Source organism: Bounagaea algeriensis (assembly GCF_054491375.1).
Map to the genome: position 1 here is coordinate 441,719 of NZ_CM137102.1, position 25,706 is coordinate 467,424.

The 25,706-nt window shown below is 73.3% G+C and carries 20 protein-coding genes and 1 pseudogene; 10 read left to right on the forward strand and 11 right to left on the reverse strand.

Features of this window, described 5'->3' with window-relative positions; genetic code table 11:
- Window positions 1-533 precede the first annotated feature (533 nt).
- The 3 genes from ACVGV2_RS01990 to ACVGV2_RS02000 all read left to right on the forward strand — a co-directional run bounded on the left by ACVGV2_RS01990 (window position 534) and on the right by ACVGV2_RS02000 (window position 2,763).
- Window positions 534-1,127, forward strand: a complete 594-nt coding sequence (locus tag ACVGV2_RS01990) for a hypothetical protein (protein WP_459164336.1) — start codon at window positions 534-536, stop codon at window positions 1,125-1,127.
- Between the two features lie 32 nt (window positions 1,128-1,159).
- Window positions 1,160-1,897, forward strand: a complete 738-nt coding sequence (locus ACVGV2_RS01995; RefSeq protein ID WP_459164337.1) for an ESX secretion-associated protein EspG — start codon at window positions 1,160-1,162, stop codon at window positions 1,895-1,897.
- Window positions 1,898-2,094: 197 nt separating this feature from the next.
- Complete coding sequence (locus tag ACVGV2_RS02000; protein ID WP_459164338.1) at window positions 2,095-2,763, forward strand: DUF3159 domain-containing protein; 669 nt, start codon at window positions 2,095-2,097, stop codon at window positions 2,761-2,763.
- 125 nt (window positions 2,764-2,888) lie between these two features.
- Here the strand turns inward: ACVGV2_RS02000 and ACVGV2_RS02005 are convergent, their stop codons facing one another.
- Both ACVGV2_RS02005 and ACVGV2_RS02010 read right to left on the reverse strand, forming a co-directional pair.
- The gene (locus tag ACVGV2_RS02005; protein ID WP_459164339.1) at window positions 2,889-3,863 is read right to left on the reverse strand and encodes an N-acetylglucosamine kinase; all 975 of its coding nucleotides are present in this window, start codon (window positions 3,861-3,863) and stop codon (window positions 2,889-2,891) included.
- Between the two features lie 153 nt (window positions 3,864-4,016).
- The gene (locus ACVGV2_RS02010) at window positions 4,017-5,066 is read right to left on the reverse strand and encodes an SIS domain-containing protein (RefSeq protein WP_459164340.1); all 1,050 of its coding nucleotides are present in this window, start codon (window positions 5,064-5,066) and stop codon (window positions 4,017-4,019) included.
- A gap of 259 nt (window positions 5,067-5,325) precedes the next feature.
- Between ACVGV2_RS02010 and ACVGV2_RS02015 the strand changes: the two genes are divergently transcribed.
- Together ACVGV2_RS02015 and ACVGV2_RS02020 are read left to right on the forward strand one after the other, a co-directional pair.
- Window positions 5,326-6,072, forward strand: a complete 747-nt coding sequence (locus ACVGV2_RS02015) for a GntR family transcriptional regulator (RefSeq protein WP_459164341.1) — start codon at window positions 5,326-5,328, stop codon at window positions 6,070-6,072.
- Between the two features lie 451 nt (window positions 6,073-6,523).
- Window positions 6,524-8,062: a DNA polymerase III subunit gamma/tau domain-containing protein gene (locus ACVGV2_RS02020; protein WP_459164342.1), complete on the forward strand. Its 1,539-nt coding sequence runs from the start codon at window positions 6,524-6,526 to the stop codon at window positions 8,060-8,062.
- A 102-nt stretch (window positions 8,063-8,164) separates the two neighbouring features.
- Here ACVGV2_RS02020 and thiE read toward each other — a convergent pair whose 3' ends face one another.
- Window positions 8,165-8,842, reverse strand: coding sequence for a thiamine phosphate synthase (gene thiE, locus ACVGV2_RS02025; RefSeq protein WP_459164343.1), 678 nt, complete (start codon window positions 8,840-8,842; stop codon window positions 8,165-8,167).
- 180 nt (window positions 8,843-9,022) lie between these two features.
- Here thiE and thiO point away from each other — a divergent pair, with 180 nt between their 5' ends.
- From thiO to thiG, 3 genes are read left to right on the forward strand one after another with little or no spacing between them, the layout of a single operon-like run.
- On the forward strand, window positions 9,023-10,147 hold the full coding sequence (gene thiO / locus ACVGV2_RS02030) for a glycine oxidase ThiO (RefSeq protein WP_459164344.1): 1,125 nt from the start codon (window positions 9,023-9,025) through the stop codon (window positions 10,145-10,147).
- A complete protein-coding gene (gene thiS, locus ACVGV2_RS02035) occupies window positions 10,144-10,335 on the forward strand; it encodes a sulfur carrier protein ThiS (protein ID WP_459164345.1) in 192 nt (63 codons plus the stop codon). The genes thiO and thiS overlap by 4 nt, the downstream gene beginning before the upstream one ends.
- A gap of 2 nt (window positions 10,336-10,337) precedes the next feature.
- The gene (gene thiG / locus ACVGV2_RS02040) at window positions 10,338-11,102 is read left to right on the forward strand and encodes a thiazole synthase (protein WP_459164346.1); all 765 of its coding nucleotides are present in this window, start codon (window positions 10,338-10,340) and stop codon (window positions 11,100-11,102) included.
- A gap of 70 nt (window positions 11,103-11,172) precedes the next feature.
- Here thiG and ACVGV2_RS02045 read toward each other — a convergent pair whose 3' ends face one another.
- From ACVGV2_RS02045 to ACVGV2_RS02060, 4 genes and pseudogenes are all read right to left on the reverse strand, one after another.
- On the reverse strand, window positions 11,173-13,170 hold the full coding sequence (locus tag ACVGV2_RS02045) for an FUSC family protein (protein WP_459164347.1): 1,998 nt from the start codon (window positions 13,168-13,170) through the stop codon (window positions 11,173-11,175).
- A 464-nt stretch (window positions 13,171-13,634) separates the two neighbouring features.
- Window positions 13,635-14,474, reverse strand: a pseudogene (gene thiD, locus ACVGV2_RS02050) (bifunctional hydroxymethylpyrimidine kinase/phosphomethylpyrimidine kinase); the annotation flags it as partial.
- Between the two features lie 300 nt (window positions 14,475-14,774).
- A complete protein-coding gene (thiC, locus tag ACVGV2_RS02055; protein WP_459165837.1) occupies window positions 14,775-16,385 on the reverse strand; it encodes a phosphomethylpyrimidine synthase ThiC in 1,611 nt (536 codons plus the stop codon).
- Between the two features lie 570 nt (window positions 16,386-16,955).
- A complete protein-coding gene (locus ACVGV2_RS02060) occupies window positions 16,956-17,528 on the reverse strand; it encodes a peptide deformylase (protein WP_459164348.1) in 573 nt (190 codons plus the stop codon).
- Window positions 17,529-17,716: 188 nt separating this feature from the next.
- Between ACVGV2_RS02060 and ACVGV2_RS02065 the strand changes: the two genes are divergently transcribed.
- Both ACVGV2_RS02065 and ACVGV2_RS02070 read left to right on the forward strand, forming a co-directional pair.
- Complete coding sequence (locus tag ACVGV2_RS02065) at window positions 17,717-18,163, forward strand: DUF3263 domain-containing protein (protein ID WP_459164349.1); 447 nt, start codon at window positions 17,717-17,719, stop codon at window positions 18,161-18,163.
- Entirely contained in the window at window positions 18,160-18,822 is a 663-nt protein-coding gene (locus tag ACVGV2_RS02070; RefSeq protein ID WP_459164350.1) for a LytR C-terminal domain-containing protein, read from the forward strand. Before ACVGV2_RS02065 ends, ACVGV2_RS02070 begins: the two co-directional genes overlap by 4 nt.
- A 36-nt stretch (window positions 18,823-18,858) precedes the next feature.
- Here ACVGV2_RS02070 and ACVGV2_RS02075 read toward each other — a convergent pair whose 3' ends face one another.
- The 4 genes from ACVGV2_RS02075 to ACVGV2_RS02090 all read right to left on the reverse strand — a co-directional run bounded on the left by ACVGV2_RS02075 (window position 18,859) and on the right by ACVGV2_RS02090 (window position 25,638).
- Entirely contained in the window at window positions 18,859-21,267 is a 2,409-nt protein-coding gene (locus tag ACVGV2_RS02075) for an AAA family ATPase (protein ID WP_459164351.1), read from the reverse strand.
- A gap of 9 nt (window positions 21,268-21,276) precedes the next feature.
- Window positions 21,277-22,230 (reverse strand): CDP-alcohol phosphatidyltransferase family protein, encoded by a 954-nt coding sequence (locus tag ACVGV2_RS02080; RefSeq protein WP_459164352.1) that lies wholly within the window; start codon window positions 22,228-22,230, stop codon window positions 21,277-21,279.
- Window positions 22,227-22,979 carry a phosphatidylserine decarboxylase gene (locus tag ACVGV2_RS02085; protein WP_459164353.1) on the reverse strand — a complete coding sequence of 251 codons (753 nt, stop codon included), beginning with the start codon at window positions 22,977-22,979 and terminating at the stop codon, window positions 22,227-22,229. The genes ACVGV2_RS02080 and ACVGV2_RS02085 overlap by 4 nt, the downstream gene beginning before the upstream one ends.
- A 616-nt stretch (window positions 22,980-23,595) precedes the next feature.
- Window positions 23,596-25,638, reverse strand: a complete 2,043-nt coding sequence (locus tag ACVGV2_RS02090; protein WP_459164354.1) for a M48 family metallopeptidase — start codon at window positions 25,636-25,638, stop codon at window positions 23,596-23,598.
- Window positions 25,639-25,706: the final 68 nt, after the last annotated feature.

Genomic DNA, 25,706 nt, shown 5'->3' on the forward strand with positions numbered 1-25,706 from the left:
CCCGGCCCGCACCACCGGAGCGGCCTCAATCCGGCTCCTCCCAGCCGGGGCCGCCCCAGCCGGGAGCTGCACAGCCGGGAGCTGCACAGCCGGGACCTGCGCAGCCGGGACCTGCGCAGTCGGCAGCACCTCAACCGGGGCCGTCCCAGCCCGGAGCTGGCGCGGTGCCGCCGGGGCCTCCCGGTGCCGAAGGTGCGTCCCAGCTCGAGTCCCCCGGACAACCGCAGTCGGCGCCGAACGCCCCGTCGCGGCCCTCGGTGCCGATGCCCGGGCCGCCTGCTGGGCAGCCGCCTGCTGCGGGACCCCACCTGCAGAGCTCGGGCGTGCAGGGACTGGCTTCGCCACCGAGCGGTGCCGCGCCCGCACCGCCTCCGCCCGCGGGTGGGCAACGACCCGCGCCTGCGCAGTACACCGAGCAGCAGTCCCCGCCCTCGACGCAGTCGGGGAGGACTCCGGCGCCGCCTCCACCTCCTGCGGGGCCACCTCCTGCGGGGCCCGCTCCTGCGGGGCCCGCTCCTGTGGGGCCCGCTCCTGTGGGGCCCGCTCCGGCAGCTCCCCGCGGCCAGTCCGCAGCTCCCGGCCAGCCCGGAGCCGTTGGGCGAGCCGCAGCTCCCGGAGATCCCGCAGCTGCTGGGCAACCCGAACACGAGCAGCACCCCGCGCCCGGTTCCGAGCAGCACCGTGCCGCGGAGGCGCGTCCGCCCGGGAGCGCCGACCCGGCCGGGCAGTACGACCCGGCCGGGCAGCACGACCCGACCGGACAGCACGATTCGGCCGACCGCGGCCGCGAGCGGCGTACGACGCAGCCGAAAACTCCGGAGCGCTCGCCGCGCTACACCCCGCGCAGCGACGGCGGCTTCGGCCCGATGGGCTCCTCCGCGGCGCCCGCGGCGGCGGGACCGCCGCCGCGCGACCCCGTGCTGCACAGCGCTGAGGAGCCCGCGGAGGAGCGCCGGGGATCCGTCGAGTTCCGCAGCGGAGCCGGTTACCGCCCGGAGGAGGCCGAGGGGGCCGCCCCGCAGTTCCTGATCGAGGCGGACGAACCCTTCGACGAGGGCGGCGGGGAGAGCCGGCTGGCCGCTCCGCCCGTGCTCGGAGAAGCACCCACCGGCTACCGCGATTTCTAACAAGCCTCGACCCCTCGGAGAGCGGACCTGCCATGGTCGACACCATCACCCTGTCCATCCCCGCCGTGGACGTGCTGGCCGAACAGTTGGAGCTGGCTGTGCGGCAGTACCCCCTCGACGTGCCGCGCGGCGGGGAGGCGGAGCGCGCACGAGCGCGTCCGCGCGTGTGGGAGGAGCTGGAGCACAACGGCTTCGCCCGCGGCGGCAGGCCGGAGCCGGAGGTGGAGGACGCGCTCTACCTCCTGTCCGGCTCGGAGTTCGCCGTCGCCGCCGCCGGGCTGCTCGACGTCTCCCGCGGGCAGCGGCTCGCCGCGCGCGTCGTCGCCACCGGGGAGGTGGGACTGATCGGGCTGCTCGACCCGCGGGGGCTGCGGATGACTTTCATCGACCCGGAACGCGTGCCGTGGGCGTGCGCCGAGCTGCTGCCCGATGCGCCCGCCGGTCCGGGGCAGCGGGCTCGCGCGGTCGCCGACCGTTCGCGGGGTGTGCCCGCCGACGAGGACATCGAGGGGCTCGGTCCGCTGAGCGCGCTCACCGCGGCACCGCGGACGCGGCTCGGGCACTTCCTGGTGACCAGCGGGGACGACCGGGGGCAGCCTCGGCGCGCGGGCAACGTGATCTGGTTCGACACGGCCCGGGGGCGCTATGCGCTGTGGGGCGAGCGCGGCCAGGACGACGTGGTCGAAGCCGAACCCGCCGACCGCCAACGACTCGCCGAGCATCTCGCCGGGATGGTGCAGCACACCGGGCACGGGTTCGCACTGCGGTGACCGGGGGCCCGGGGCTGGCCTCCGGCGGCCGGACCCTCGCAGGCCCCGGGTAGCCGACGACTCCGCCGCGGACGCTCGGGCACGGCGGACGCTCGGTCGCGGCGGGACCGAAGTCCGTCCAGCGGAGCCGGAGGTCCCGCGAGTTGTGGGCCGATCCTCGTGTGCACCGCTCGATGGCGGTAAGGCAGGCTGGGGGCGTGCAGCGGCAGCGGACCCACTCCTCAGCGGACACCCCCGAGTCGCTGACGCGGCTGCTCGGCAACCGCACCAGCGCGGTCGACGCGAGCGTCCCCCCGCTGGTGTTCGGCATCGGCTGGTTCTTCGGTGGCGAGTCGATCGCCGTCGGCAGCGGCCTGGCGATCCTCGCGGGGGCCGTGATCGGCGTGTGGCGGCTGAAGCACGGGGCGCGCCCGCTGGCGGTGCTGGTGAGCATGCTCGCCGTGTGCTGCGGTGCGCTCATCGCGCTGTACACCGGCGACGCCGTGGACTTCTTCCTCGTCCGCCTGGTCAGCAACGCGGCCAGTGCGCTGGTCTGGATGGCGAGCATCGCGATCCGGTGGCCGCTGCTCGGAGTCGTGGTCGGCACGTTGCTGGGGCAGGGCAGGAGATGGCGGCGCGATCCCGAGCTGCGCCGCGCCTACGCGCTGGCGAGTTTCGTGTGGGTCGGCCAGTACGCCGTGCGCCTGCTCGTGTTCATCCCGCTGTGGATGTTGGACCACGTCGTGGCGCTGACCATTGCGCAGGCGGTGCTGACCTGGCCGCTGGTCGCGCTGTGCGTGGTCGCGAGCTGGTGGGTGCTGCGCAAGGCGCTGCCCGCGGACCACCCTGGCGTGCGGCATCCGCGCGCGCCGCAGGCCGCGGCCTGAGAGGCATCCGCCGCCAGCCGAGCCTTCCCCGGCGATCGCTCGGGGGCCATCGCCCGGGCGGGCGGGGGAACGTTTCTCGAGAAAAGTCGCCGACATTTCTCGAGAAATGTCCAACCGCCGGGCGGTCACGCAGAGGTCAGCAGGTGGTGGTGCAGCGCGGCCAGGTCCGGCTGCTCGTCGTCGGGCAGGTGGTGCGCAGCGAGCCACGCCGCTGCCGCGGCGCCCGAACCGGCCGAGCGCACCGCCGGGCCGAGCTCCGCGCGCAAGGCCGCGCCCACCGGGTTCTCCGGTCCGGTGAGCCCGCCGGCCAGCACCAGGTCGGTTTCGGCGGGAACGACCAGTCGGGCCGTGTCCGCGAGCGCGCGGGCGGCCCGGTCGACGATGTCGCGCGCGACCGCGTCCTCCGCGACGGCGGCGGTGACCAGCGGTGCGAGCTCGGCCAGCCGGATCGGCGGCATCGCGTGCACCGCGGAGATCGCGGCGGCCGCGTCGCCCGCGGCGCGTTCGGGGCCTTCCGCGGTGCGTTCGGCGTCGAGCGCGTGCAGCACCGACCGGCCCAGCGCGCCGAGCGGAACCCCCGCGTCGAGCGCGCGCAGCGTCACCCGCACTGCTTCCCGGCCGATCCAGAACGCCGAGCCCTCGTCGCCCAGCAGCCAGCCGTGCCCGCCGGCGGTGGCCGCGGCGCGGTGCTGCTCGATGTGCGCGGCCACCGCACCGGTGCCGGCGATGAGCACCGCGCCGCGCGGCGCGGGCGTGCCCGCGGCGAAGGCGACCTCGTAGTCGGTGAGCACCGCGATCTCGCAGCGCAGCCCGAGCGCGGCGCAGGTGCGGTGCAGCCGGTCGGCGGTGTCGCCGCTGGTGAGCACGGAGGACCCGGCGAGACCGAGCACGACCGCGCCCACGGCGGACGCCTCGGCGGAGCCGAGCGCGGTGCGCGCGGCAGCACCGATGTTCCCCAGCGCGATCTCGACCGGGTGGGAGTTCGGGTTGCCTCCCGCGGCACTGCCGGTACCGCGGACGCGGCCGTCCAGGTCGGCGAGGACCGCCCGGGTGGCGGTGCCCCCGATGTCCATGCCGAGTACCAGCGTCGCCGTGCTCATCAGGCCTCCCGGGGCGCGCGTCCCCTTCGCTCGCGGGCGGTCCGGCTCGGCGTAGGCTGGCCCTGCCCGCCTCGCCCCGCCCCCTCGGTGAGGCGGGCCTTCGCGTGCGGTGCGCCCGGTGCCGCGCGGAAACCGGCACCGGGCGGCACCGCCTCAGCGGGTCCGGGTGACCTTCCGCAGGCCACGTGGCTGGTCCGGGTCCTCGCCCCGGGCGAGGGCCAGTTCCAGCGCGAAGCGCTGCACCGGCAGCGCTTCGAGCACCGGGGCGAGCTCCTCGGCCGTTTCCGGCAGTACGACACGCGTGGTGGCGGGGACCGCTTCGGCGGCGGACCCGAGGGCGCAGACGTCCGCGCCCCGGGCGTGCACCTCTTCGAGCACGTCGCGCATCGCATCGCCGCCGTGGCCGCGGCTGCACAGCGCCAGCACGGCCGTTTCCGGGTCGATCGCCGCCACCGGCCCGTGCAGCAGGTCGGCGCCGCTGTACGCGCGAGCCGGCAGGTAGCTCGTCTCGGCGAGCTTCAGCGCCGCCTCGGCGGCGGTCGCCGAGGAGTAGCCGCGTCCGGTGGTGACGAGGTGCTCGGCGAACCGGTAGCGCTGCACCATCGCGTCCACCGCTTCGCTCGTGCCGTCGAGCACCTGGCGGGCCAACCGCGGGATGTCGGCGGCGGATTCGCCGTCACCGCCGCGGATGGCGTCGATGAGCAGGTACAGCGCGAACATCGTGGCCGTGTAGGTCTTGGTGGCGGCCACGGCGTTCTCGCTGCCCGCGTGGATGTGCACGCCGAACTCGGCCGCCTCGTCCAGCGCGGAATCGGACGTGTTGGTCACGGCCACGGTGGTGGCGCCCCGGCGCCGCCCGGATTCGGTGACCTCCACCAGATCGGGCGAACTGCCGCTCTGGCTCGCCGAGATCATCAGCACGTCGGTGAGATCGGGTTCGGCGCCGTAGAGCGTGGTCGTCGACGGCGACGCCAGTCCCACGGGGACCTGCAGCAGCACTTCGACCAGGTACTTGGCGTACTGCGCGGCGTGGTCGCTGGACCCCCGCGCCGCCAGCAGTGCGAAGCGGGGGCGGCGCTGCCGGATACGGGCGGCCACGTCGGCGAACTCCGCCCGGTGGTTCAGCAGCGCGGCGAAGACGTCCGGCTGTTCGGTGATCTCGGTGCGCATGTGGTGGCCTGGCGCTGGGGCGGCCTCGCTCATCACGTGGTCCTTCCGTGTCGGTCTAGACCAATCCTACCGGTGGCGCTCCACGGGTACCCACGCTCCGGGCAGCGCCACGGCCTCGGCCTTGCTGCGCTGCCGCAGGAGGGGTCACGAACGGATGGGCGATCGCCACCGGGACTTGGCGCTGCCGGGGTCGGTCGCCGCTGGGGCTGGTCGCTGTTGGGCGGGCAGCGCGGCCGCCGCGTGGCAGAATCCCCAGCCACGGACAGCGCGGCGGGTGACTTACGGAGGGACCATGGTCGAAGCGGGCGGGGACACCGAGGTCGGACGGCAGCAGCGGGAACCGAAGTACTGGGGCCTGAAGCAGCACCTGCTCGACATGCTGCGGGCCATGCCCGCGGGCACGCCCATCCCCACGGAACGCGCCCTCGCCTCGGAGTTCGACGTCTCGCGCACGACCGTGCGGCAAGCGTTGGGCGAGCTCACCGTCGAGGGGCGACTGCTGCGGGTGCAGGGCAAAGGCACGTTCGTGGCCACGCCCAAGGTCGCCCAGCGCCTCCAGTTATCGAGCTACACGGAGGACATGCGCGCCCAGGGGCGCCAGCCCGCGTCGAAGCTGCTGGAGGTGCTGGAACTGCCGGCCGAGTCCGAACTGGCACTGCTGCTGGGCGTCGATCCGCGCTCGGCGGTGTTGCGGTTGCGGCGGCTGCGGCTGGCCGACGGCGAACCCATGGCGATCGAGACGACGCACCTGCCGGTGAGCCGGTTCCCCGGCATCGCCGAGCACCTGGAACAGGGCGCCTCGCTGTACCAGGTGCTGCGGGAGCGGTACGCGATCAGCTTCGGCCACGCCGAGGAGACCATCGAAACCGCGCTGTCCAGCCCGGAAGAGGCCGAAATGCTCGGCTCCGACGTCGGTCTGCCGATGCTGCTGCTGTCCCGGCACTCCTTCGACGCGGAAGGGCGACCGGTGGAATGGGTGCGCTCGATCTACCGCGGGGACCGGTACAAGTTCGTCACCCGCATCGATCCACCCGAATGACCCGTGAACCCCCACCCGCTCGCACCGCCATCCTGCTCTATACGCACTCGTTAGCGTGGTGATCATTCGTCGCCCGTTCGCGTGGGGACGGTTCACAATTCTCATGAAAATTGTGCTCTCTGGAGCGAGTCCAGTCTGATGTGGGCGGGGCGACAGGTGAGCAGTGATGCGCACTGATGTTCGCGCGTTTTCCGTCAGGCTCGGTGACCTGCGGCGTTGGGATGCCGTGCGGTTCGACCGCCGTTTCGGCAGAGCCGCGTGCTGGCCTGAGTCGAGCATCACGTGTTCACAGGTGACGATCACGGAGCGCTGCGGTCTCTTCGTCCGTTCGGTCCAGAGCGTTACCCGTCCGTGGGAGTACTCACCTGCTGTCCGAGATCGGGAGAAATCCCAGGTCGTCGCCCGTTGACCGGAGGAGGACGAACCGGGGAGCGCGTGTGCGGGGGAGCATGTGAACGGCAGGGACGAACGCCCCGAGGTGCGGGGCAACGCCGAAGGGCGGGCCAACGCCGAGGGCAGGGGCAGCACTGGGAACGAAGGGGACGAGCAGGACGGCAGCAGTCGCTCGCTGCTGTCCGACGTCTCCCCGGCCCAGGTGACCGGAGGTGCTCTCGCCTCGGTCACGGCCGCGTTCCTCGGTTCGCGGCTGGGGGTTGCGGGGACGTTCATCGGTGCCGGCCTGACCAGCGTGGTCATCACCGTGGGCGGAGCGCTGTACCAGCGTTCCCTGGAGAGGGGCAAGGAGAAGGCGAAGGTCGCGGCGAACAGAGCGGCCGAAAGGCGCAACCGCGTCGCCCGCACCACCGTTGTCGACCCGCGCGCGGAGCGGAACGCGGTGGCCGCGGCCGAACCGGTGCAGCGGACCGCAGCGCCCCCATCGCAACAGGAGAACCCGGCCACGCGGCGGCACGGCGCATCGTCCGGGGAAGCAGCCGAGGAGGCGCCGCGGGCGAACGAGGCCGCCCGCGGCGCCGTCTGGCCCGGCGGCGAGCACGTCGTCGATGCCGACTCGGCGCAGCGCACCTGCTGGTCACCCGACGGGCGGCAGGATCTCAGGGCTGATCGCACCGCGCGCGTCACCCGCGATGACGCGGTGCGCAGCCTGCGGTGGGACGGCACTCGGTTCGTCCCGCAGGAGGCCCAGTCCTCGCAGGGCGCCCAGCCTCCGCAGGAGAGCCAGTCCTCGCAGGGCGCCCAGCCTCCGCAGGAGAGCCAGTCCTCGCAGGGCGCCCAGCCTCCGCAGAGCGCACCGGCGCACCGCACCACTGGCGGGCCCGCACAGCGTCCCGACGCACCGGGAGCGACGGAGCGCGCTGCCGGGCAGCAGTCCCCCGGTGCGCAGCACCCCTACGGGCAGCGAAGCCCCGGTGCTCGACGAGCCGGCGACCCGCACGGCGCCACGCCGCAACCCGCCCGCACCGGTTCCCGCGGGGGAGAGGCCGGTCCCGCCGGTCAGCGCAGCGGTCAGCAGCACGCCGAAACGGCGCCGCCGGCGAACGGGCGGCGGCGCTCCCCGCTGCGGTGGGTCGCGCTCGGAGCCACCAGCCTGGCGATCTTCGTGCTCGGCATGCTCGTCATCACCGGGTACGAGGCGTTCACCGGTTCGCCGCTGTCCGGCGGCGACAGCGGCACGACCATCGGGCGCGCATTCCGGCCGCAACCGGCTGCTCCGAGCGACGGCCCCGAGCAGGAGCAGGCCCCGGCGACGACGTCGGAACCGACGCCGACGGAGACCGGCGGGCCGACCGCGCCGGAGACCACGGGCGAACCCGAACCCGCACCCACCGACGGCGACGACCGGCAGTCGGGAACATCCGAGGTCCAGCCGTCCGGAGGTCGGCCAGGAGCACCCGAGGACGGCGAGACCGCCACCCCGAACCCGACCGAACCCCCTCAGCAAGGCCCCACCGGTGAACAGGAGACCGCGCCGTCCGAGGGGTTCCAGGACGAACGGAGCGGCCAGCGCGGGGAGACCCCGGGCGCGGGCTGAGGACTCGCACGCTCCGCCCCGTCCGCAGGGCGCGCTCGATCCCGTCGGCCGCAGTTCGCGCCCCGCCTGCCGCGTCGATCTCCTCGCGCACCGCTGCGCAGTTCAAGCGTTGCTCAGCCGGTAGCGGATCTCGCGGGCCGCGGAGGCGGGGTCCGCGGCTTCGGTGATCGCGCGCACGACGACGACGCGCTGCGCACCCGCGGCGATCACCTCGTCGAGATTGCTCTCGTCGATGCCGCCGATGGCGAACCAGGGACGGCCGTGCCCGTGGTGCTCGGAGGCGTGCTGCACGAGCTCCAGGCCCGCCGCCTGGCGACCCGGTTTGGTCGGCGTGGTCCACACCGGCCCGGTGCAGAAGTAGTCCACACCGGATTCGGTCGCCGCCGCGTCCACCTGCGCGAGGTCGTGCGTGGACCGGCCGATCGCCACGTGCTCGCCGAGGATGCGCCGCGCCTGCGGCACCGGCAGGTCGTCCTGGCCGAGGTGCAGCACATCGGCTTCGCACGCGAACGCCAGGTCCGCCCGATCGTTCACCGCGAGCAGGCGGTCGTGCCGGACGCACGCGTCCGCGAGGACCTCCAGGGCGTCGAGCTCGTGCCGCGCCTCCAGCGGCGCCCCGTTCTCGTCCTTGTCGCGCAGCTGGATGATGTCGACGCCGCCGGAGAGGGCGGCATCGGCGAACTCGGCGAGATCCCCGCGGTCCGAGCGCGCGTCGGTGCACAGGTAGAGCCGGGCCTCGTTCAGCCGGGCGCGAATGCCGAAGCCGTCGTATCCGGGCATGTCGCACAGCGTAACGACTGCCGCTCGGGATGCGCCCTGCCGACACCCCTCTCGATCGGAGTACGGTGGACACCGGTGAGCACGGGAGTCCGCCGAGCAACCGGAGAGCGGTGGACTGAGAGGGGGCGCAGCCCCGACCGTCGAACCTGATCCGGGTCATGCCGGCGCAGGGAGCGTGGAGTGAGCGAAGGAAGTGCGCGTGTCGCCGTCGTCGGAGGCGGCGTGATCGGCCTGTCCGCCGCCTGGCGAGCCGCGGCGGCGGGTTTCCGCGTGGAGCTGATCGATCCAGCCCCGGCCACGGGCGCCTCGTCGGTGGCGGGCGGGATGCTCGCGCCGATCGCCGAGGCCTGGCCGGGCGAGGAGGAACTGCTGGAACTCGGTTCGGCCTCGCTGCGGCGCTGGCCCGCCTTCGCCGAGGAGCTCTCCGCGGCGTCCGGGCGCAGTCCCGGACTGCGCACCGAGGGCACGCTCGTGGTCGGTGTGGACAGTGCGGACCGGGGCGATCTCGACCGGCTCTGCGACTACCTCGACCGGCTGGGACGCAGCGTCACCCGCTACGACGGGCGCCAGCTGCGCCGGCTGGAACCGTCGCTGGGCCCGGGCGTGCGACGGGGACTCGTCGTCCCCGGTGATCTCGCGGTGGACAACCGCGCCGCGCTGGCAGCGCTGCACGCCGCGGCCGAGGCGGCCGGTGTGGTGTTCCGGGCCGAACGGGCCACCGCTGTCCGCGCGGGCGAGGTCCGCACCGAGGACTCCGCGGTGGACTGCACGACCGCGGTGATCGCCGCGGGAGCGCACTCCGCGCAACTGCACCCCTCGCTGACCGGGCGCATCCGCCCGGTCAAGGGGGAGGTGCTGCGGTTGCGCGCCCGCACCGGTGCGTTGCCGCCGCCGCAGCACACCGTGCGCGGGCCGGTGCACGGCCGTCCCGTCTACCTCGTTCCCCGCGACGACGGGGGCGTGGTGCTCGGGGCCACGCAGTACGAGGCGGGTTTCGACACCGACGTGACGCTCGGCGGCGTGCGGGACCTCGTCGTCGACGCCGAGGAGCTCATCCCCGGCCTGTCCGAGTACGCGCTGCTGGAGGCGCGGGCGGGGCTGCGCCCCACCACCGAGGACAACCTGCCGGTGCTCGGCCGGCTCGAACCAGGCGTGCTCGCCGCGACCGGGCACTACCGCGGCGGCTTCCTCCTCGCCCCGATCACCGCGGAGGCGGTGCTCGCGATGCTGCGGGGAGGGGAACCACCGGACGAAGCCCGTGCCACAGACCCCGGACGATGGGAGGAACAACCGTGCGTGTCGTGATCAACGGAACGGACAGGGACGTGGCCGACTCGGCCAGCCTCGCCGACGTGCTCGCCGACTACGGAGTGCCGGAGCGCGGTGCGGCCGTGGCCGTGGACGGTTCGGTCGTGCCGCGGAACGACTGGGCGGGAACCGAGCTGGCCGACGGCACGTCCGTCGAAGTGCTCACCGCCGTGCAAGGAGGATGACCATGGACGATCCCCTGGTGATCGCGGGCCGGGAGTTCGGCTCGCGGTTGATCATGGGCACCGGTGGGGCGAACAACCTGTCCGTCCTGGAGCAGGCGCTCATCGCGTCGGGCACCGAGCTGACCACGGTGGCGATGCGGCGCGCCGATGCGCAGGGCCAGACCGGTGTGCTCGAGCTGCTGCAACGCTTGGGCATCGACGCGCTGCCGAACACGGCGGGCTGCCGCACCGCCGCCGAAGCGGTGCTCACCGCCCAGCTGGCGCGGGAGGCGCTCGGCACGAACTGGGTGAAGCTCGAGGTCGTCGCCGACGAGGACACGCTGCTGCCCGACCCGATCGAACTGGTCGATGCTGCCGAGCAGCTCGTCGACCAGGGTTTCGTGGTGCTCGCCTACACCAACGACGACCCGGCGCTGGCGTTGCGGCTGGAGCAGATCGGCTGCGCGGCGGTCATGCCGCTCGGCTCGCCGATCGGCACGGGCTTGGGCATCCGCAACCCGCACAACATCGAGGTGATCGTTTCGCGCGCGTCGGTGCCGGTGGTGCTCGACGCGGGCATCGGCACCGCCTCGGACGCGGCGCTGGCGATGGAGCTGGGCTGCGACGCGGTGCTGCTGGCCTCGGCGGTCACCCGGGCCGAGCAGCCGGAGCGCATGGCCGAGGCGATGCGCTCCGGCGTGGCCGCGGGGAGGTTGGCGGTGCAGGCGGGGCGCATCCCGCAGCGGTTCTGGGCCAACGCCTCCAGTCCCGGCCGGCCGATGGGGTGACGGGGCGGTTTTCGCGGTGGCGCCGCCGGGCGTTCCCGAGTCGGAACCGCCCCTCGGAACGGGCTCGCGGTCACTGGATGCGCAGGTGCGACTGCTGCCCGTTGTCCAGGAACGTGATCGTGTAGCTCTTCCACGGGGTGTCGTCGCCGAGCGCCCGGTCGACCGCGGTGCGCGTGTGCAGCGCGTTCTCCAGCATCATCCCGGTGAGCGCGTCCACCACGACCGAATCGCCGCCGTGCAGCTCGGGGACGCTCGTGTCCCGCCGCCCGCTGAGCAGGTCGTCCACAGCGGACAGCACGGGTTCGGCGGTCCTGCGCCGCCCGGGTTCGTGCAGCATGAGCATCGCGAGGTCCTGGCGCAGCGCCTCCAGCGCCACGGCGGCCTCCGCCGCCGACTCGTCACCGGCGGGCTGCTCGCCGGTGCCGTCCAACAACGCGGGCATGCCCAGCAGGTCCTGCGTCCGCCGCTGCGTGAGCACGTGCAGCTCCCGCCAGTCGTCGCGCGCGGGCGCGTCGACGGCCTTGGCGCGCACACCGCGCAGCAGGTCGGTCATGGCCCAGACCGCGGCGCGCACGGCACCGCGCACGTCCGGGACGGCGCTGCTGGGCAGCACGAGATAGCTGAGGAACCCGATAAACAGCGCCACCGCCGCGCCGACGGCCGTGTTCGCCGCGAAGGCGATGCCGATGTTGACCGTCGGGCGGTCCAGCAGCAGCGTCTGCTCCACCGCCAGCACCGTGATCAGGCACGCCAGCAGTGTCCGGTAGTGCGTGCGCAGCTGGTCGACGTACAGCAGCATCCCCGCGATCAGCAGCGGCCCGAGCAGCAGCGCACCGGGGACGAGGGTGATCACCAGCGCCAGCGCGGTCACACCGAGCACCGCGGCGCCGGTGCGCTCCAGCGCCCCCGTCATGCTGTCCCGCGCCGCGGGTTGCAGCACCAGGTACAGCGCCAGCAGCAGCGTCGACGCGGACGGGTCGTCCAGCAGCGCGACCACCACCATGCCGATCGTCGCCGCGAGGGCGCAGCGCAGCGCGTGTCGGAACAGCGAGGAGCGCGGCGACAGGTGGGCGCGCACCGCGTCCCGGAGGCGCTGCTGCCACGGTCCGGCGACGATCACCGGAACCGGCGTTTCGGACCGGTTCACCACGGCGGCGCGGATCCGGTCGAAACCCGCGTTGAGGCCGTGCACCGCCTGCGGCAGCGAGCCGTGGTAACCGCCGTGCGCGATGACCGGATCGCGCCGGGCCAGCGGTGGCAGGCCGGTGCACGCGCGGGCGCGCACCGCGCGCGCCAGTTCGGCGGCCACCCGGTCGGCTTCGGCGACGACCGCCCGCAGCCGCGCCGCTTCAGCCCGGTCGGCATGGTTCGCCCTGGTCAACAGGGTTTCCCGAGCCGCGCGGAAACGGGCGACCCCGGCCAGGACCTCACCGAGCCAGCGCGGGGCGCCGTCGGCGCGCCAAGCCGCCACCGCTCCTTCCAGCATGCCCGGGCCGGGTTGCAGCAACGTCCGCGCCACCGACCAGCGGGTGGCGCGCGTCGGGTCGCTGAGCCCGATGAGGACGCGGAGCACCAGTGCGAGCGCGGCCCCGGCGGCGCTCGCGAGCAGCAACGTCCACCACGGCTCGTCCCGTCCGATACCGCTGGTAGCGGCGAGCGTCGCGGCCGCGACGGTCTGCGCACCGACGCGGTAGTGCTCGCTGAGCGCGGGCAGCATGCCGGTGCCGAAGATGACGACGGCGACCAGCGCGCCCGCGGCGATCGGGATGTCGCGCAGCAGCGGTCCGCAGGTCATCACCGCGACCAGCGCCGGGGCGAACCGGCTCAACCGGTGCAGGTCGGAGCGCAGCGACTGGCCGCCGGCGGCGATCAGCGTCAGCACCGCGGTCAGCGCTGCGATGAGCGCGGGCGTGGTCGCGTCCAGCAACCAGCCGAGCACGCTGCCGAGCGCGACGGCGCACAGCACGAGGACCGCGTACTGGCGTTGTCGCGGATCGGACGTTCCGGCTTCGGTCGTCCCCGTGATCCGCGCCCACACTGAGCGAGCCGCCGTCGATGCCTTCGCCACGCTGTCGCGTCCTCTGTCGTCCTCGTTCCACACCGGCAGTTCGCGCCGGCAGTCCACACCGGCAGTTCGCACCGGCCGTTCGCGCCGCACTGCCGAATCGGGTCGTCGGCGCCGATCCGCGCCGTCCTTCCTGTTTACCCGACTCCGCCGCGGCTGCCCACGATGTCGGGCGGCGGCGGGCGCATCGCCGGCGAATATCACTCGATGGCGCTCACCGCATCCGCGGGCGACTCACGCCGAGCGGTCGGGGCGGGGCCCGCGGAACCGGGGGTACCGGTGCTTCAGCCGTCCCGACCGCGGTCGGGCGCGGCCTCCGGGGCCGCGTCGGCCTGCGCCGCGTCGGCCGCCGCTTCGCCGGGTTCCGCGTTCCCCGCCGCCGCGTCCTGCTCGATCGCGTGCTGCTCGGCTGGATCCCCCGCCGCTGGGTCCTCCCCGGCTGCGTCCTCCTCTGCTGGGGTGCTGCGTACCCGCCAGAACGTGGAAACCGGGCCGAATCCGGAGCCGAGGGGGTAGGCGTCGTGCACGCTGCGCGTCACGAACGCCTTGCCGATGCGGACCGCGTCCGGCACGGTCGCGCCGCGCGCCAGCAGCGCGGTGATCGTGGAGGCGAACACGTCGCCGGCGCCGTGCGTGTGCACGGTGGGGTAGCGCGGCCCCGGCAGCTCGATCGCCTCGGAGCCGTTGAAGAGCAGATCCACGCACTCGGGATCGTCGGGCAGGTGCCCGCTCTTCACGAGGACCCAGCGGGGGCCGAAGTCGTGCACCGCCTTGGCCGCGTCGAGCAGGTCGGCGCGGCTGCGCGCCGTCATGCCGGTGAGCAGGCGGACCTCGTCGAGGTTCGGCGTGACCAGCGTGGCACGGGGGAACGCCCGGGTGCGCAGGGCGTCCAGCGCGTCGGGGGTGAGCAGGGGCTCACCGGCGCGCGATGCGGCCACCGGGTCGACGACGAACGGGGTCTCCCCGCTCCGCCCGATGCCGTTGCGCTCGCAGGCCGCCACCACCGCTTCGATCGTGTCGGTCGCGGCGAGTACACCGGTCTTGGCCGCACCCACGCCGATGTCGCCGGCCACGGCGTCGATCTGCGCGGCCACCTGCTCCGGCGGGATGCGCACCACGTCGCTGACGCCGCGGGAGTTCTGCACGGTCACCGCGGTTACCGCGGTCATGCCGTGCACGCCGTTGGCGAAGAACGCGCGCAGGTCGGCGTGCATGCCCGCGCTGCCGCCGGAGTCCGAGCCGGCGATCGTCAGCGCCGTCGGGGGCGCGGCGTTGTGCTCGGGACCGTTCTCGTGCTCACCGGACATGTCTCGCATCGCCCTCATGCTACGGCGCCCGAAGCCCCCTGCGGTCGGCGCGGCGTCGCAGCTCACGGCTTTCGGCGCCCGTCCGCCGAGGCGTGTTCACCCCAGACTGGACCCGTTCCAGAGAGCACAATTTTCATGAAAATTGTGAGCTGTCCCCACGCGACCGGGTGACAAACGATCACCACGCCAACGGGTGTGTATCAAGCGGGGCGTGGGGTTGTGCTGGGGGAACGCGCTGCGCTCCGCGGTGTCGGCGGGTCGTGCTCGCGTATCGCGTGCGAGCACGACCCGCCGCACTGTTCAGCTCGCGGAGGTGTCGGTGACCGGCAGGTACATCCGCCCGCCCCGGGCGTTGAACTCCGCGGCCTTGTCCTGCATCCCCGCTTCGATCGCCTCGACGGACGTGAGCCCCTGCTCCTCGGCGTAGGCGCGGACGTCCTGGGTGATGCGCATGGAGCAGAACTTCGGCCCGCACATCGAGCAGAAGTGCGCCTTCTTCGCCGGCTCGGCCGGCAGGGTCTCGTCGTGGTAGGCCTGCGCTGTCCCGGGGTCGAGCGAGAGCCGGAACTGGTCGTGCCAGCGGAACTCGAAGCGGGCCGTGCTCAGCGCGTCGTCCCACTCCTGCGCCCGCGGATGCCCCTTGGCCAGGTCCGCGGCGTGCGCGGCGATCTTGTAGGTGATCACACCGGTTTTCACGTCGTCCCGGTTCGGCAGCCCCAGGTGCTCCTTCGGCGTGACGTAGCAGAGCATCGCCGTGCCGGCCCAACCGATGACGGCCGCGCCGATGCCCGAGGTGATGTGGTCGTAGCCGGGTGCGATGTCGGTGGTCAGCGGCCCGAGCGTGTAGAACGGGGCCTCGCCGCACAGTTCTTCCTCGCGGGTCACGTTCTCGGTGATGCGGTGCATCGGCACGTGGCCGGGGCCTTCGATCATCACCTGCACGTCGTGCTCGCGGGCGATGTGCGTGAGTTCGCCGAGGGTTTCCAGCTCGGCGAACTGCGCCCGGTCGTTGGCATCGGCGATGGAACCGGGGCGCAGCCCGTCGCCGAGCGAGAACGTCACGTCGTAGGCGCGCAGGATCTCGCACAGTTCGGAGAAGTGCGTGTACAGGAAGCTCTCCGCGTGGTGCGCCAGGCACCACGCGGCCATGATCGACCCGCCGCGGGAGACGATCCCGGTGACGCGTTGCGCCGTCATCGGCACGTAGCGCAGCAGCACGCCGGCGTGCACGGTCATGTAGTCCACGCCCTGCTCGCACTGCTCGATGACCGTGTCCCGGTAGATCTCCCAGGTCAGGTCCGCCGGGTCGTCGACCTTCTCCAACGCCTGGTAGATCGGCACGGTCCCGATCGGCACCGGCGAGTTCCGCAGGATGCGTTCGCGGGTTTCGTGGATGTCCTCGCCGGTGGACAGGTCCATGACGGTGTCGGCGCCCCAGCGCGTGGCCCAGACCATCTTCTCCACTTCCTCCTCGACCGAGGAGGTGACGGCGGAGTTGCCGATGTTGGCGTTGACCTTCACCAGGAAGTTCTTGCCGATGGTCATCGGCTCGGACTCGGGGTGGTAGTGGTTGGCGGGGATGACCGCCCGGCCCGCGGCGACCTCGTCGCGCACGTACTCCGGCGCGAGTCCTTCGCGTGCGGCCACGAATTCCATTTCCCGCGTGACAGTTCCGCGTTTCGCCCAGCCGAGCTGCGTGTTGCGGGAACCGCCGTCCATCCACCCGGCACGCGTGCGATGTAGTCCACTGTGGACGTCGATGCTCGCGGTGTCGTCGGTGTACGGTCCGGACGTGTCGTATACGTCGAGGTGTTCGCCGTTGGTGAGCTCGATCCGCCGCTGCGGCACTTTCAGCCCCGCGGATGTGTCCGCGTAGGCCTTGCGCGATCCCGGGACGGGCCCGGTCGTCACGCCGGGCGAAGCGGAAGAATCGGAGTCCGAAGAGGACTGGCTGGTGGAGGTGGCGCTGCCGCTGGACGCGTCCTGGTGCACTTCGACCACTGTGGTCACTCCCTACGCCGGCATTATCCGTTCAGGTTCTGCGGTCGGCGGCGCCGGATCGACCGATCCAGCCGCCCTCTCAGCTCGCTTCCGGTGCGAGCTCCCGCGGTTGAAGTTGTCGCGCCAGACACTAGCCCGCGCTCGCGCCGCTGGCAACCGCGCAGCGGAACCCCGCTCGCGGCGGAGGAGGTTGAGGAACGGGCTCAGTCGGCGAACGACCCAACGGGGTCCTGTTGCGCCACCGCCACTCGGGCACGGGTGCACGAGAGCACGAACGAAAAATGACTTGCAGAGCGCTAACAGCGCTGTGTTGCGTCCCTGTCGGCCGTTGCCCAGAGACCGCAAGCCCTTCATCATTTCGGCACGACAGCTTGCAGCTGGGCTGCCTCGACGGCCGACTCCGATCGCAGCCGGATCGACTGCGGGAGGTTCCGCCACGGAAGTCCACACGCAAAACGATTTAACAACGTCCTGCTGATATCAGTCGGCGAAGGGGTCCTGCTCGACCGTGGGATCCCAGGACAACCCGGGAACGCCCCAGCCGTTGCGCTTGACGGTCTTCTTCGCGGCCCGCACGTGCCGGCCGGTCAGGCGGTCCAGGTAGAGGTGGCCGTCGAGGTGGTCGACCTCGTGCTGCAGGCACCGCGCGAAGAACCCGGTGCCCTCGTCCCGCACCTCGCGGCCCTCCGGGTCGCGGCCGATGACCTTGGCCCAGTCCGCGCGCCCCGTCGGGAAGAATTCGCCCGGAACGGACAGGCAGCCTTCCCAGTCCTCGTCCGGGTCCGGCATGGTCTCCGGGACGTGCGAGGTTTCCAGCTGCGGATTGACCACCACGCCGCGGTGCTGCGCGTCCTCGTCGTCCGGGCAGTCGTAGACGAACACGCGCAGGTCCACGCCGATCTGGGGAGCCGCCAGGCCGACGCCGTTGGAGGCCTCGAGGGTCGCGAACATGTCGTCGACGAGGGTGCGCAGCTCGGCGTCGAACTGCTCGACGGGCCGCGCCGGCGTGCGCAGCACCGGGTCGCCCACGATGCGGATCGAGTGGATGGCCATGTTCCGACTGTATCGGTCAGGACCCGGGGCTCCGCGAGCACGGCGGCGAGCGGACTCGCTCGCCGCGGAGATCCGGCACGCATCAAGATCATCGCAGCGCGGGATCACCGGCGTGGTGTAATGGGGAAACGGGAAACGCCGCCGTGAGCGCCGGTGCGCCGTCGCCCGGACCCACGACGAGGAGCGAGATGGAAGCCGCGCAGATGCTCACCGCACAGCGGATCGTCCGCGAATGCCAGCAGCTGGCCGGAGCCGCGGAGATCGCGCAGCCGCGGGAGGGCCGCGAGCGGAACCTGCGGCCGGTGGACGCGCTCACCGAACCCCTGCCGCGCGTGACCGAATCGGTGCCGCAGGAGGAATCCGAGGTGGAACCGCCGGGGCGGGACGAGGAGCTGTCCGAACGGGACCGCAGCATTCTGGCGTTCGAGCGGCAGTGGTGGAAGCACGGCGGCGCCAAGGAACGCGCGATCCGGGAACTGTTCGACCTCACGCCGACGCAGTACTACCGACTGCTCAACGCGCTGGTGGACCACCCCGCCGCGCGGCGGTACGACCCGATGTTGCTGAAGAGGTTGCGCAGGCTGCGCTCCGCTGAGCAGTCTGCCCGTCGAACGGGAAGCGAGTGGCCGCGATGACGCCGACCGAACCGCCGTCGAAACTGCGCGCGACCGGTTACGGACTCATCGGGGTCGGTGCGGTGGCGGCCGTGCTGGGGCTGACCTCCCTCGGGTGGAGCGGTTCCCCGGACGAAGCGGCAGCTCCGCAGCCGGAGTCCGGTGCCGCCGCCACGCCCGATCCGGGCGCGGAGGACCCGCAACCGCCCGCGTCCGCTGCGCAGCCACCCGCCTCGGGCGGCGACACCGCGGCATCGGATACCGCAACCCCGGAAACGTCCGCGCAGGACCCCGGTTCGGCGGATCCGGAGCGCCCCGGCACGCCGCCTCGCGAGCCCAGCGGGAACCCTGAATCCGGTTCGGGCGAGCCCGGTTCGGGCACGCAGGGGACCGAGAACGGGATTTCCGTGCGGATCCTGAACAACAGCAAGATCCGCGGGCTGGCGCACGAGGCCGGCGAGGACTTCGAGACCAAGGGCTACGACGTGGCGGAGGTCGGCAACTACGCCCGCGGCGTAGTTGCGCACACCACCGCCTACTACCGCCCCGGCACTCCGGAGGAGCAGCAGGCACGGCGCGTGGCGGACGATTTCGGCGTCCGGGCCGAGCCGCGCATCGAGGAGCTCGAAGGCGGCGATCCGGGCGTGATCGTGGTCGTCACCAAGGACTACCGCTCCTGATCCGGCGGCACGCTGCGGCAGTCGAGGCGGTGCCGGTCACCGGTTGTCGGCGAAGCGCCGCAGCTGCTCCAGCTGCGCTTCGTCGAGCGAGGGGCGCACCGCACTCCGCGCCGTGTCCAGGTGCGCAGCGGTGACCTCCGCCGCGGACAGGGATTCGCGCATCGCCGACAGCGCGGCTTCGCGCACCAGCGCGGTGCAGTCGGCCGCGGAGTAGCCCTCCAGCTCGGCGGCCAAGGCCGTCAAGTCCACATCGGAGGCGATCGGCGTGTTCTTCGCCGCTGAGCGCAGGATCTCGGCGCGCGCCGCGGCGTCCGGCGGCGGCACGTCCACGAGCCGTTCGAGGCGTCCGGGGCGCAGCAGCGCGGGGTCGACCAGTTCGGGCCGGTTGGTCGCGCCGAGCACGACGACGTCGCCGAGTGGTTCCGCACCGTCCATTTCGGTCAGCAGCGCGGCGACGACGCGGTCGGCGGTTCCGGAGTCGGCGGACTGCCCGCGGCGCGGTGCGAGCGCGTCGACCTCGTCGAGGAAGACCAGTGCCGGGGCGGCGTTGGCGGCGCGGAGGAACAGCTCGCGCACCGCGCGTTCGGATTCGCCGACCCACTTGTCCATGAGCTCGGCGCCTTTGACCGAGAGCACGTTCAACTGGCCGCTGCCGGCGAGGGCGCGCACGAGGAACGTCTTGCCGCACCCCGGTGGTCCGTACAGCAGCACGCCGCGCGGCGGGGTGACTCCCAGGCGGGCGAACGAGTCCGGGTAGCGCAGCGGCCACAGCACCGTCTCCGTCAGCGACTGCTTGACCTCGGCCATGTCGCCGACGTCGTCCAGCTCGACTCCGCCGGTGTGCACCTCGTCCGAAGTGGACATCGAAAGCGGGCGCACCGCGTCGATGGCTCCCGCCAGGTCGTCGTGGCACAGCACGGGTTCTCCGGCGGAGTCGCGTTGCCGCAGTGCCGCGTTGACCGCTGCTTCGCGGCACAGGGCCACGAGGTCCGCAGCGACGAACCCGGGGGTTTTGGACGCCACAGTGGACAGATCGACGTCGTCGTCGAGCGGGGCGGGGCGCAGCAGCACGCGCAGCAGCGCCGCGCGGTCGTGGGCGTTCGGTGCGGACAGCGTCAGCTCCCGGTCCACCGCTCCGGGCTCGCACAGCCGCGGGTCGACCTCGGCGGGTGCGGCACTGGTGACCACCACGGCCACCCCGGGGGTGCGGATCGCCTCGCGCAGCGTGTCCGACGCGACCGTGGCCAGCGGCGGGGCGTCGGTGGCGGGCACGAGCTGCTCGATGTCGGTGAGCAGCAGCACGCACGGGTGCTCCGACGTGGCCTGCGCCGCGCGGTCCACGGCCGCGCGCAGGCGCTCCGCGGCGGTGCGCGCTTCGAGCGCCGCGATGCTCGGGGCGGCGAGTTCCACCAGGCCGGCGCCGATCTCGCGGGCCGCGGCGCGGGCCAGCGTCGCCTTGCCCACGCCGGACGGTCCGCTGATCAGCACGCCCAGCTGGGCATCGGAGCCGAGGTGGCGCAGCAGTTCGGGCTGTTCGAAGGACAGGCGCAACCATTCGGTCAGCCGGTCGGCCGCGGAGCGCGCGCCGACGAGGTCGTCGAGGCCGACCGTGCGCGCGGAGAACTCCTCGTCGGCGTCTTCGCCGGTCGCCGCGGTCTGCGCCGCTCCGGAACCCTGCACCGCTCCGGAACCCTGCGCCGCTTCCGCTGCCTGGCGCACTCCGGCCGCCCCTCCCGCGCCGGCGGCCGGGGAGCCCGCACCACGGGGCTGCGTCGGCGGAGCGGCCGCACCCGCGGCATCCGTCCCCGCCGGTGCTGCCGGGCCGGACGCGGTGGCGGGCTGCGCTGCTGCAGCGGGGTCGGTGCGCGGGGCAGCGCTCGATTCCGCCCCGTCGTGCCAGGTGACGACGGTGGACGGGTGCATCGCGACGGGCCCGCTCGGTGCGGTGTCGACGATGGTGAGCAGTTCACTCGTCCACGTGCGGCCGATGGTGTTGCTCAGCGTCCGGCGCACCTGCTCGGGGCTGCTGCCGGGAGCGGGTGCCACGTCCTGGGGCAGCAGGGACACCGCGTCGGACGGTTGGAACACCTTGCCGGTCAGGGCCTGCCGGGCGGTCTGCGCGGACAGCACGGCGCGCGCCATCCGGGAGGCGCTGATGGTCACGTGCTTGGCCGGCCGCACTTCGGCCGGACTCACCGCGACGCGGGCGCCTTCGGCGCAGCCGAGGTTGAGCAGGACGAGCTCGTCGAGCAGCACGACACCGGTCGGGCTGCTGCGCTCGGCCGGCGCGGCCAGCGCGACCGTGGTGCGCGCACCGGTGAGCAGGATCGCGTTCCACGGGCGCAGTTCGAGCGCGTCGAGGACTTCCGGGTGCAGCCGGACGAGGCCCCGGCGGGTGTCGATGATCGACGTCGACACCCGCGCGGTCAGGTTCAGCGAGGTCACGTCCCGAGCCTATCGGGGCCCGTCGCGCCGGGGTGCTTCCTCGCGACCGGGGCGCAGCGACAGCCGGCGCCAACTGCGCCGCGGCCCGCCGGGCCGCGACGGGCGGCGGGGCAGGCGCACGCGCCGGGCGGCGCCGGCGACGCCGCGCCGCAGCGGCGGACGCATGCCCAGGTGGCGTTGGCTGCGGTGGCGGATCGCGCGGCGTTCCCGCGGCGGCGCTTCCCACGCCTCCGGGTGCTCGGCCAGCCAGCGGTACCGGTAGACGGCGTAGGGGATGTGCACCAGGTACAGCAGCAGCAGCACGGCCAGCGAGATCAGCGGGAACCGCACCACCGCCGCGGCCAGCAGCGCCACCAGCACCAGCAGCCAGGGCAGGGCCTTCGGCGGCACGCGCATCGTCTTCAGCGACAGCGTGGGCACGCGGCTGACGGCGCACACGGCGATGAGCACCATCCACGCCATGACCACCGGGGGCCAGGCCCACCAGCCGGCGTGCTCGAAGTGGGCGGTGAGGATCAGCGGGACGAGGGCGAGCAGTCCGGCCGCGGGCGCCGGCACGCCGACGAAGAACTCCTTGGTGAAGGCGGGTTTCTCGGTGTCGTCGAGCAGCGTGTTGAACCGCGCCAGGCGCAGCACCAGGGACACGGCGAAGATGAGCGCGACGATCCAGCCGGCGCGGTTCTCCTGCAGCTGCCACGCGTAGAGCGTGAGCGCGGGGGCCACGCCGAACGACATCGCGTCGGACAGCGAGTCGAGCTCGGCGCCCATGCGCGTGGTGGCGTCCAGCATCCGCGCGATGCGCCCGTCCAGCGCGTCGAGGACGGCGGCGACGGCGACGGCGGCGACCGCCGCGACGAGCTCCTGGGCGAGGGCGAACTGCACGGCGGAGAGCCCCGCGCACATCGCGAGGACGGTGACGGCGTTGGGCAGGAAGCGTACGCCGGGGGTCGTGCGCATGCTCATGATGTGGATGCCTCGGTCGCGGGGGAGGCCCGGTCGGCCCGTGCTGGCAGGTCCGCGAGCACGGTTTCGCCGCCGATCGCGCGTTGTCCGGCGGCGACTCGGACGTGGCTGCCGGCGGGAACGTACAGGTCGACGCGGGAGCCGAAGCGGATGAGCCCGTAGCTGCGGCCCGCGGGCAGCCGGTCGTTCTCGGTGACGGAGCAGACGATGCGGCGGGCGACGAGGCCGGCGATCTGCACGACGGCCACTTCGGTGCCGTCGTCGGTGCGCATGAGCATCGCGTTGCGCTCGTTGTCCTCGCCGGCCTTGTCCAGGTCCGCGGAGACGAAGGTGCCGGGGCGGTAGGCGAGCCGGGCGATCGTGCCGGTCAGCGGGGCCCGTTGCACGTGCACGTCGAAGATGCTCAGGAAGGTGCTGATGCGGGTCATCGGCTGCTCGCCGAAGCCGAGCTCCTGCGGCGGCGTGGCCGTTTCGACGGCGGAGACCGTGCCGTCGGCGGGGGCGACGGCGATGCCGGTGCGCTCGGGGGTGGTGCGGCGCGGTTCCCGGAAGAACCAGGCGCACCACGCGGTGAGCAGCCCGCCGAGCACGCCTGCCGGGCGCCACAGGCGGCGCAGCAGCAGTGCGGCGGCAGCCGTGCCCAGGACGAACGGGCGGCCGGCGGGATGCATCGGCGGAATGGTTTCGCGGGCGAGCGCCCACAGGTGGGCCGTTCGCGTGCGGTTGGCGTCCGTGTTGTCGGTGCTCATCCAGGTGCCAGCCCCTGCGTCGAAGGTACCGCGGCGGGGGTCTCCGCGCGGTGTCGTCGGTACAGCATCGCGGATGGCGCCACCCTACCGCCCCCGGGGGAGGAGTTGATCATGAAAAGCGCCCGGGCAGGGGTGGATTCGTCCCGGTTGTGCGCGTGCGCCGAATCCGCGCCGAATCCGCGCGGAGCCCGTCGCGACGCGGCGGGTGCGGTGCGTCCGGCGGCCCGGAGCGCCTCGGGTGGCTCCGCGGCCGCGGGCGTGGATCGGGGACGTGGTCCGGGCGCATGGATCGGGGCCGGCGAGCAGCGCCCCCGATGCACTGCTCGCCGACCCCGATGCGGGTCGGGGCGCCTCCCCGCAGGCGCCCCGACCTCCCGGCAGGTCCGTGCATCCCCCGACGGCGCACGGGCCCGATGCCGGTAATGATCGACGATTCGTTACCTTGATTCCCAGTGTAAGGGAATTCACAGGCACGTCGTAGCCTCGTTCGGATGACGTTACTGCGATATTGCTCACGCAGAGTAGTTAACTTTCGGTGATGCGGCGGCCGCACCGCCCTCCTGGTCGCACCCTCCGCCGCAGCGTCGTCCGCCCGCCGCGCCGCAGGCGGAGCACCTCACGCCACCCCCTGCTCAGCGGGTTCCGACCCCTGCACCTCCGCCTCGGCGTGGTACGGCCGCCCGTCCACGGTCATGCGGGCGCCGAAGAGCTCGCCCAACCCGCGGTACGGCTCGCCGTGCTCCATCACTTCCGAAGCGCACCGCAGCTGGAGCACGCTCACCTCCTGCTCCGCATCGCCCCCCAGGAGGGCCTCGTCGAGGTCCGACACGGCGTACTCGTCGTAGTACAGGTCGATGGCCACCGACCACCCCGACTGCTGCGAGGACAGCCGCGCAGCCGCGATGTCCCGGCTGTCCACCCACTGCGCCCCCGTGCGCTCCAGCAGCGAGGCCGTCTCACTGCGGCCCAGCTCGACCACCGATGCGCGCTCGGTCCGGCGCAGCCGGGCCGCGGCGCCGGAGACCAGCCGGCGCAGGGTGCTCACCCTGGTGGGCAGCAGCACCAGTCCGCGGTCGGCGACGACGAGGTCGTACTCCTCCTCACCGCAGCGCACCGGACTGACCACCCCGCGGGTGACCGGGGCGGGCTGCGGCGCCGGGTCGCGCCCGTGCTGCAGCGGCACCCCGAGGCCGACGAGAGCGCGGTGCAGACCGGGCACCAGCCGCGGGTCCTCCACGGCGGGGCGCACGAGGCGGTCCGGATCCAGCGGGCGCCCCCCGGTCAGCTGCACCCGCGGCGGGCCGGCCCAGTCCAGCTCGTGCTGGGCGAGGCCCGCGGCCACCAGGGCGTCCACCACGGTCGCGCCGAGCAGTTCGACCAGCGTGTCGGTCGCGGCCTGATCGACCCGGTCGGGATCGATCCCGGGATTGAGCACCGGATTGATCAGGTCGCGACCCTGCCCGTGGTAGACGGCGCCGAGCACCCCCGCGATCGTCGGCGCGATCGGCACGCCGCTGAGCTGCACCGCCAGCGCCAGCCGCGCCGCCTGCCGGCAGGCCCGCACCGCGCCCGCGCGACGCACCAGCTCGGGCCAGGGCAGCCGCTCGCCGAACCCGTCCGCCAGCAGCCGGTCCTCCAGCTGCGGCACGCTCTCCCGCGGTTGCTGCAACGCGCTGAAGGCCGGCCGGTCGGAGGGGGAGCTCTCGTCGTTGCGAGGGGCGCGACGCAGCGCGGCGAGGCGTTCCCGGGTGCTCGGCCGGCCCCGCTCGGTGGTGAGCTCCTGCTCGGCGATGATGCGCTTAGCGCGTTCGGCCAGCCGCGGTTTGCGCGTCGCGTTCTCCACGAAGGCGCGGAACCCGAGCACCACGTCCGGGGTGTTCCCGGCGGCGGTGGCCAGGCTCAGGTACTCGTCGACGTACTCGCGCCAGCCGCTGCGGACGGCTTCGTGCTTGCGCAGCGCTGTTGTCACCACCCGGCGGCCGAGCAGGCGCACCGCGGCCGCATCGGCGGCGAACCACAGCGAACCCGCGGTCGGGGCCAGGGCGCGGTAGGCGCGGACGTACCCGCCGAACAGCCACTTCACCGGCCCGCTGGTGAGGCAGCAGAGCTTCGCCGTCAGGGTCTCGTCGATGCGGTGCGACAGTGCCTGCGCACGGCCGCGGCCCGGCAATGTCCCCGCTTGCTTGCCACCGGCGAGCCTGCCGAACTCCCCGATGAGCACCGCGCGCAGCTCGTCGTCGGTGAGCCCGGCCAGCAGCGGCAGGCCGATCTCGACGGTGCGGCCGCGCACGTGCCAGCCGAGCCAACCCCGGTCCTCGTGCACCGCCGCTTCCGGTTCGGAGGTGATGCGCAGCTCGTCCGGTTCGGGCGCGGCGCCCGCTCGTGCGGAGGAGGTCGCCAGGCGCCACAGCTTCGGCTGCTCTTCGCGGCCGAGCGCCACCCCGCGGGCCGGGGGGCGGGCGCGCCGGAGAGCGCGCGCCACCACTGCTGTCGCCGCTGCGACGAACACCGCCGCGCACGCGGCCTTCGCGCCGCCGCCCCGGTCGTGGAGGCCGACGTAGCCCGCGGTGGCGAACAGTCCGAGCACGAGGCCGAGGGGGACGGCGAAAAAGCTGAAGTGCAGCACCAGCGCCAGGCTGGCGCGCCAGGATGCACGCACGTGGGGAGTACTCCGTTTGGGTGTTGCTGGCTGAGGCAGTTTCCGGCGCGGAGCCGGGCGCGTCAATG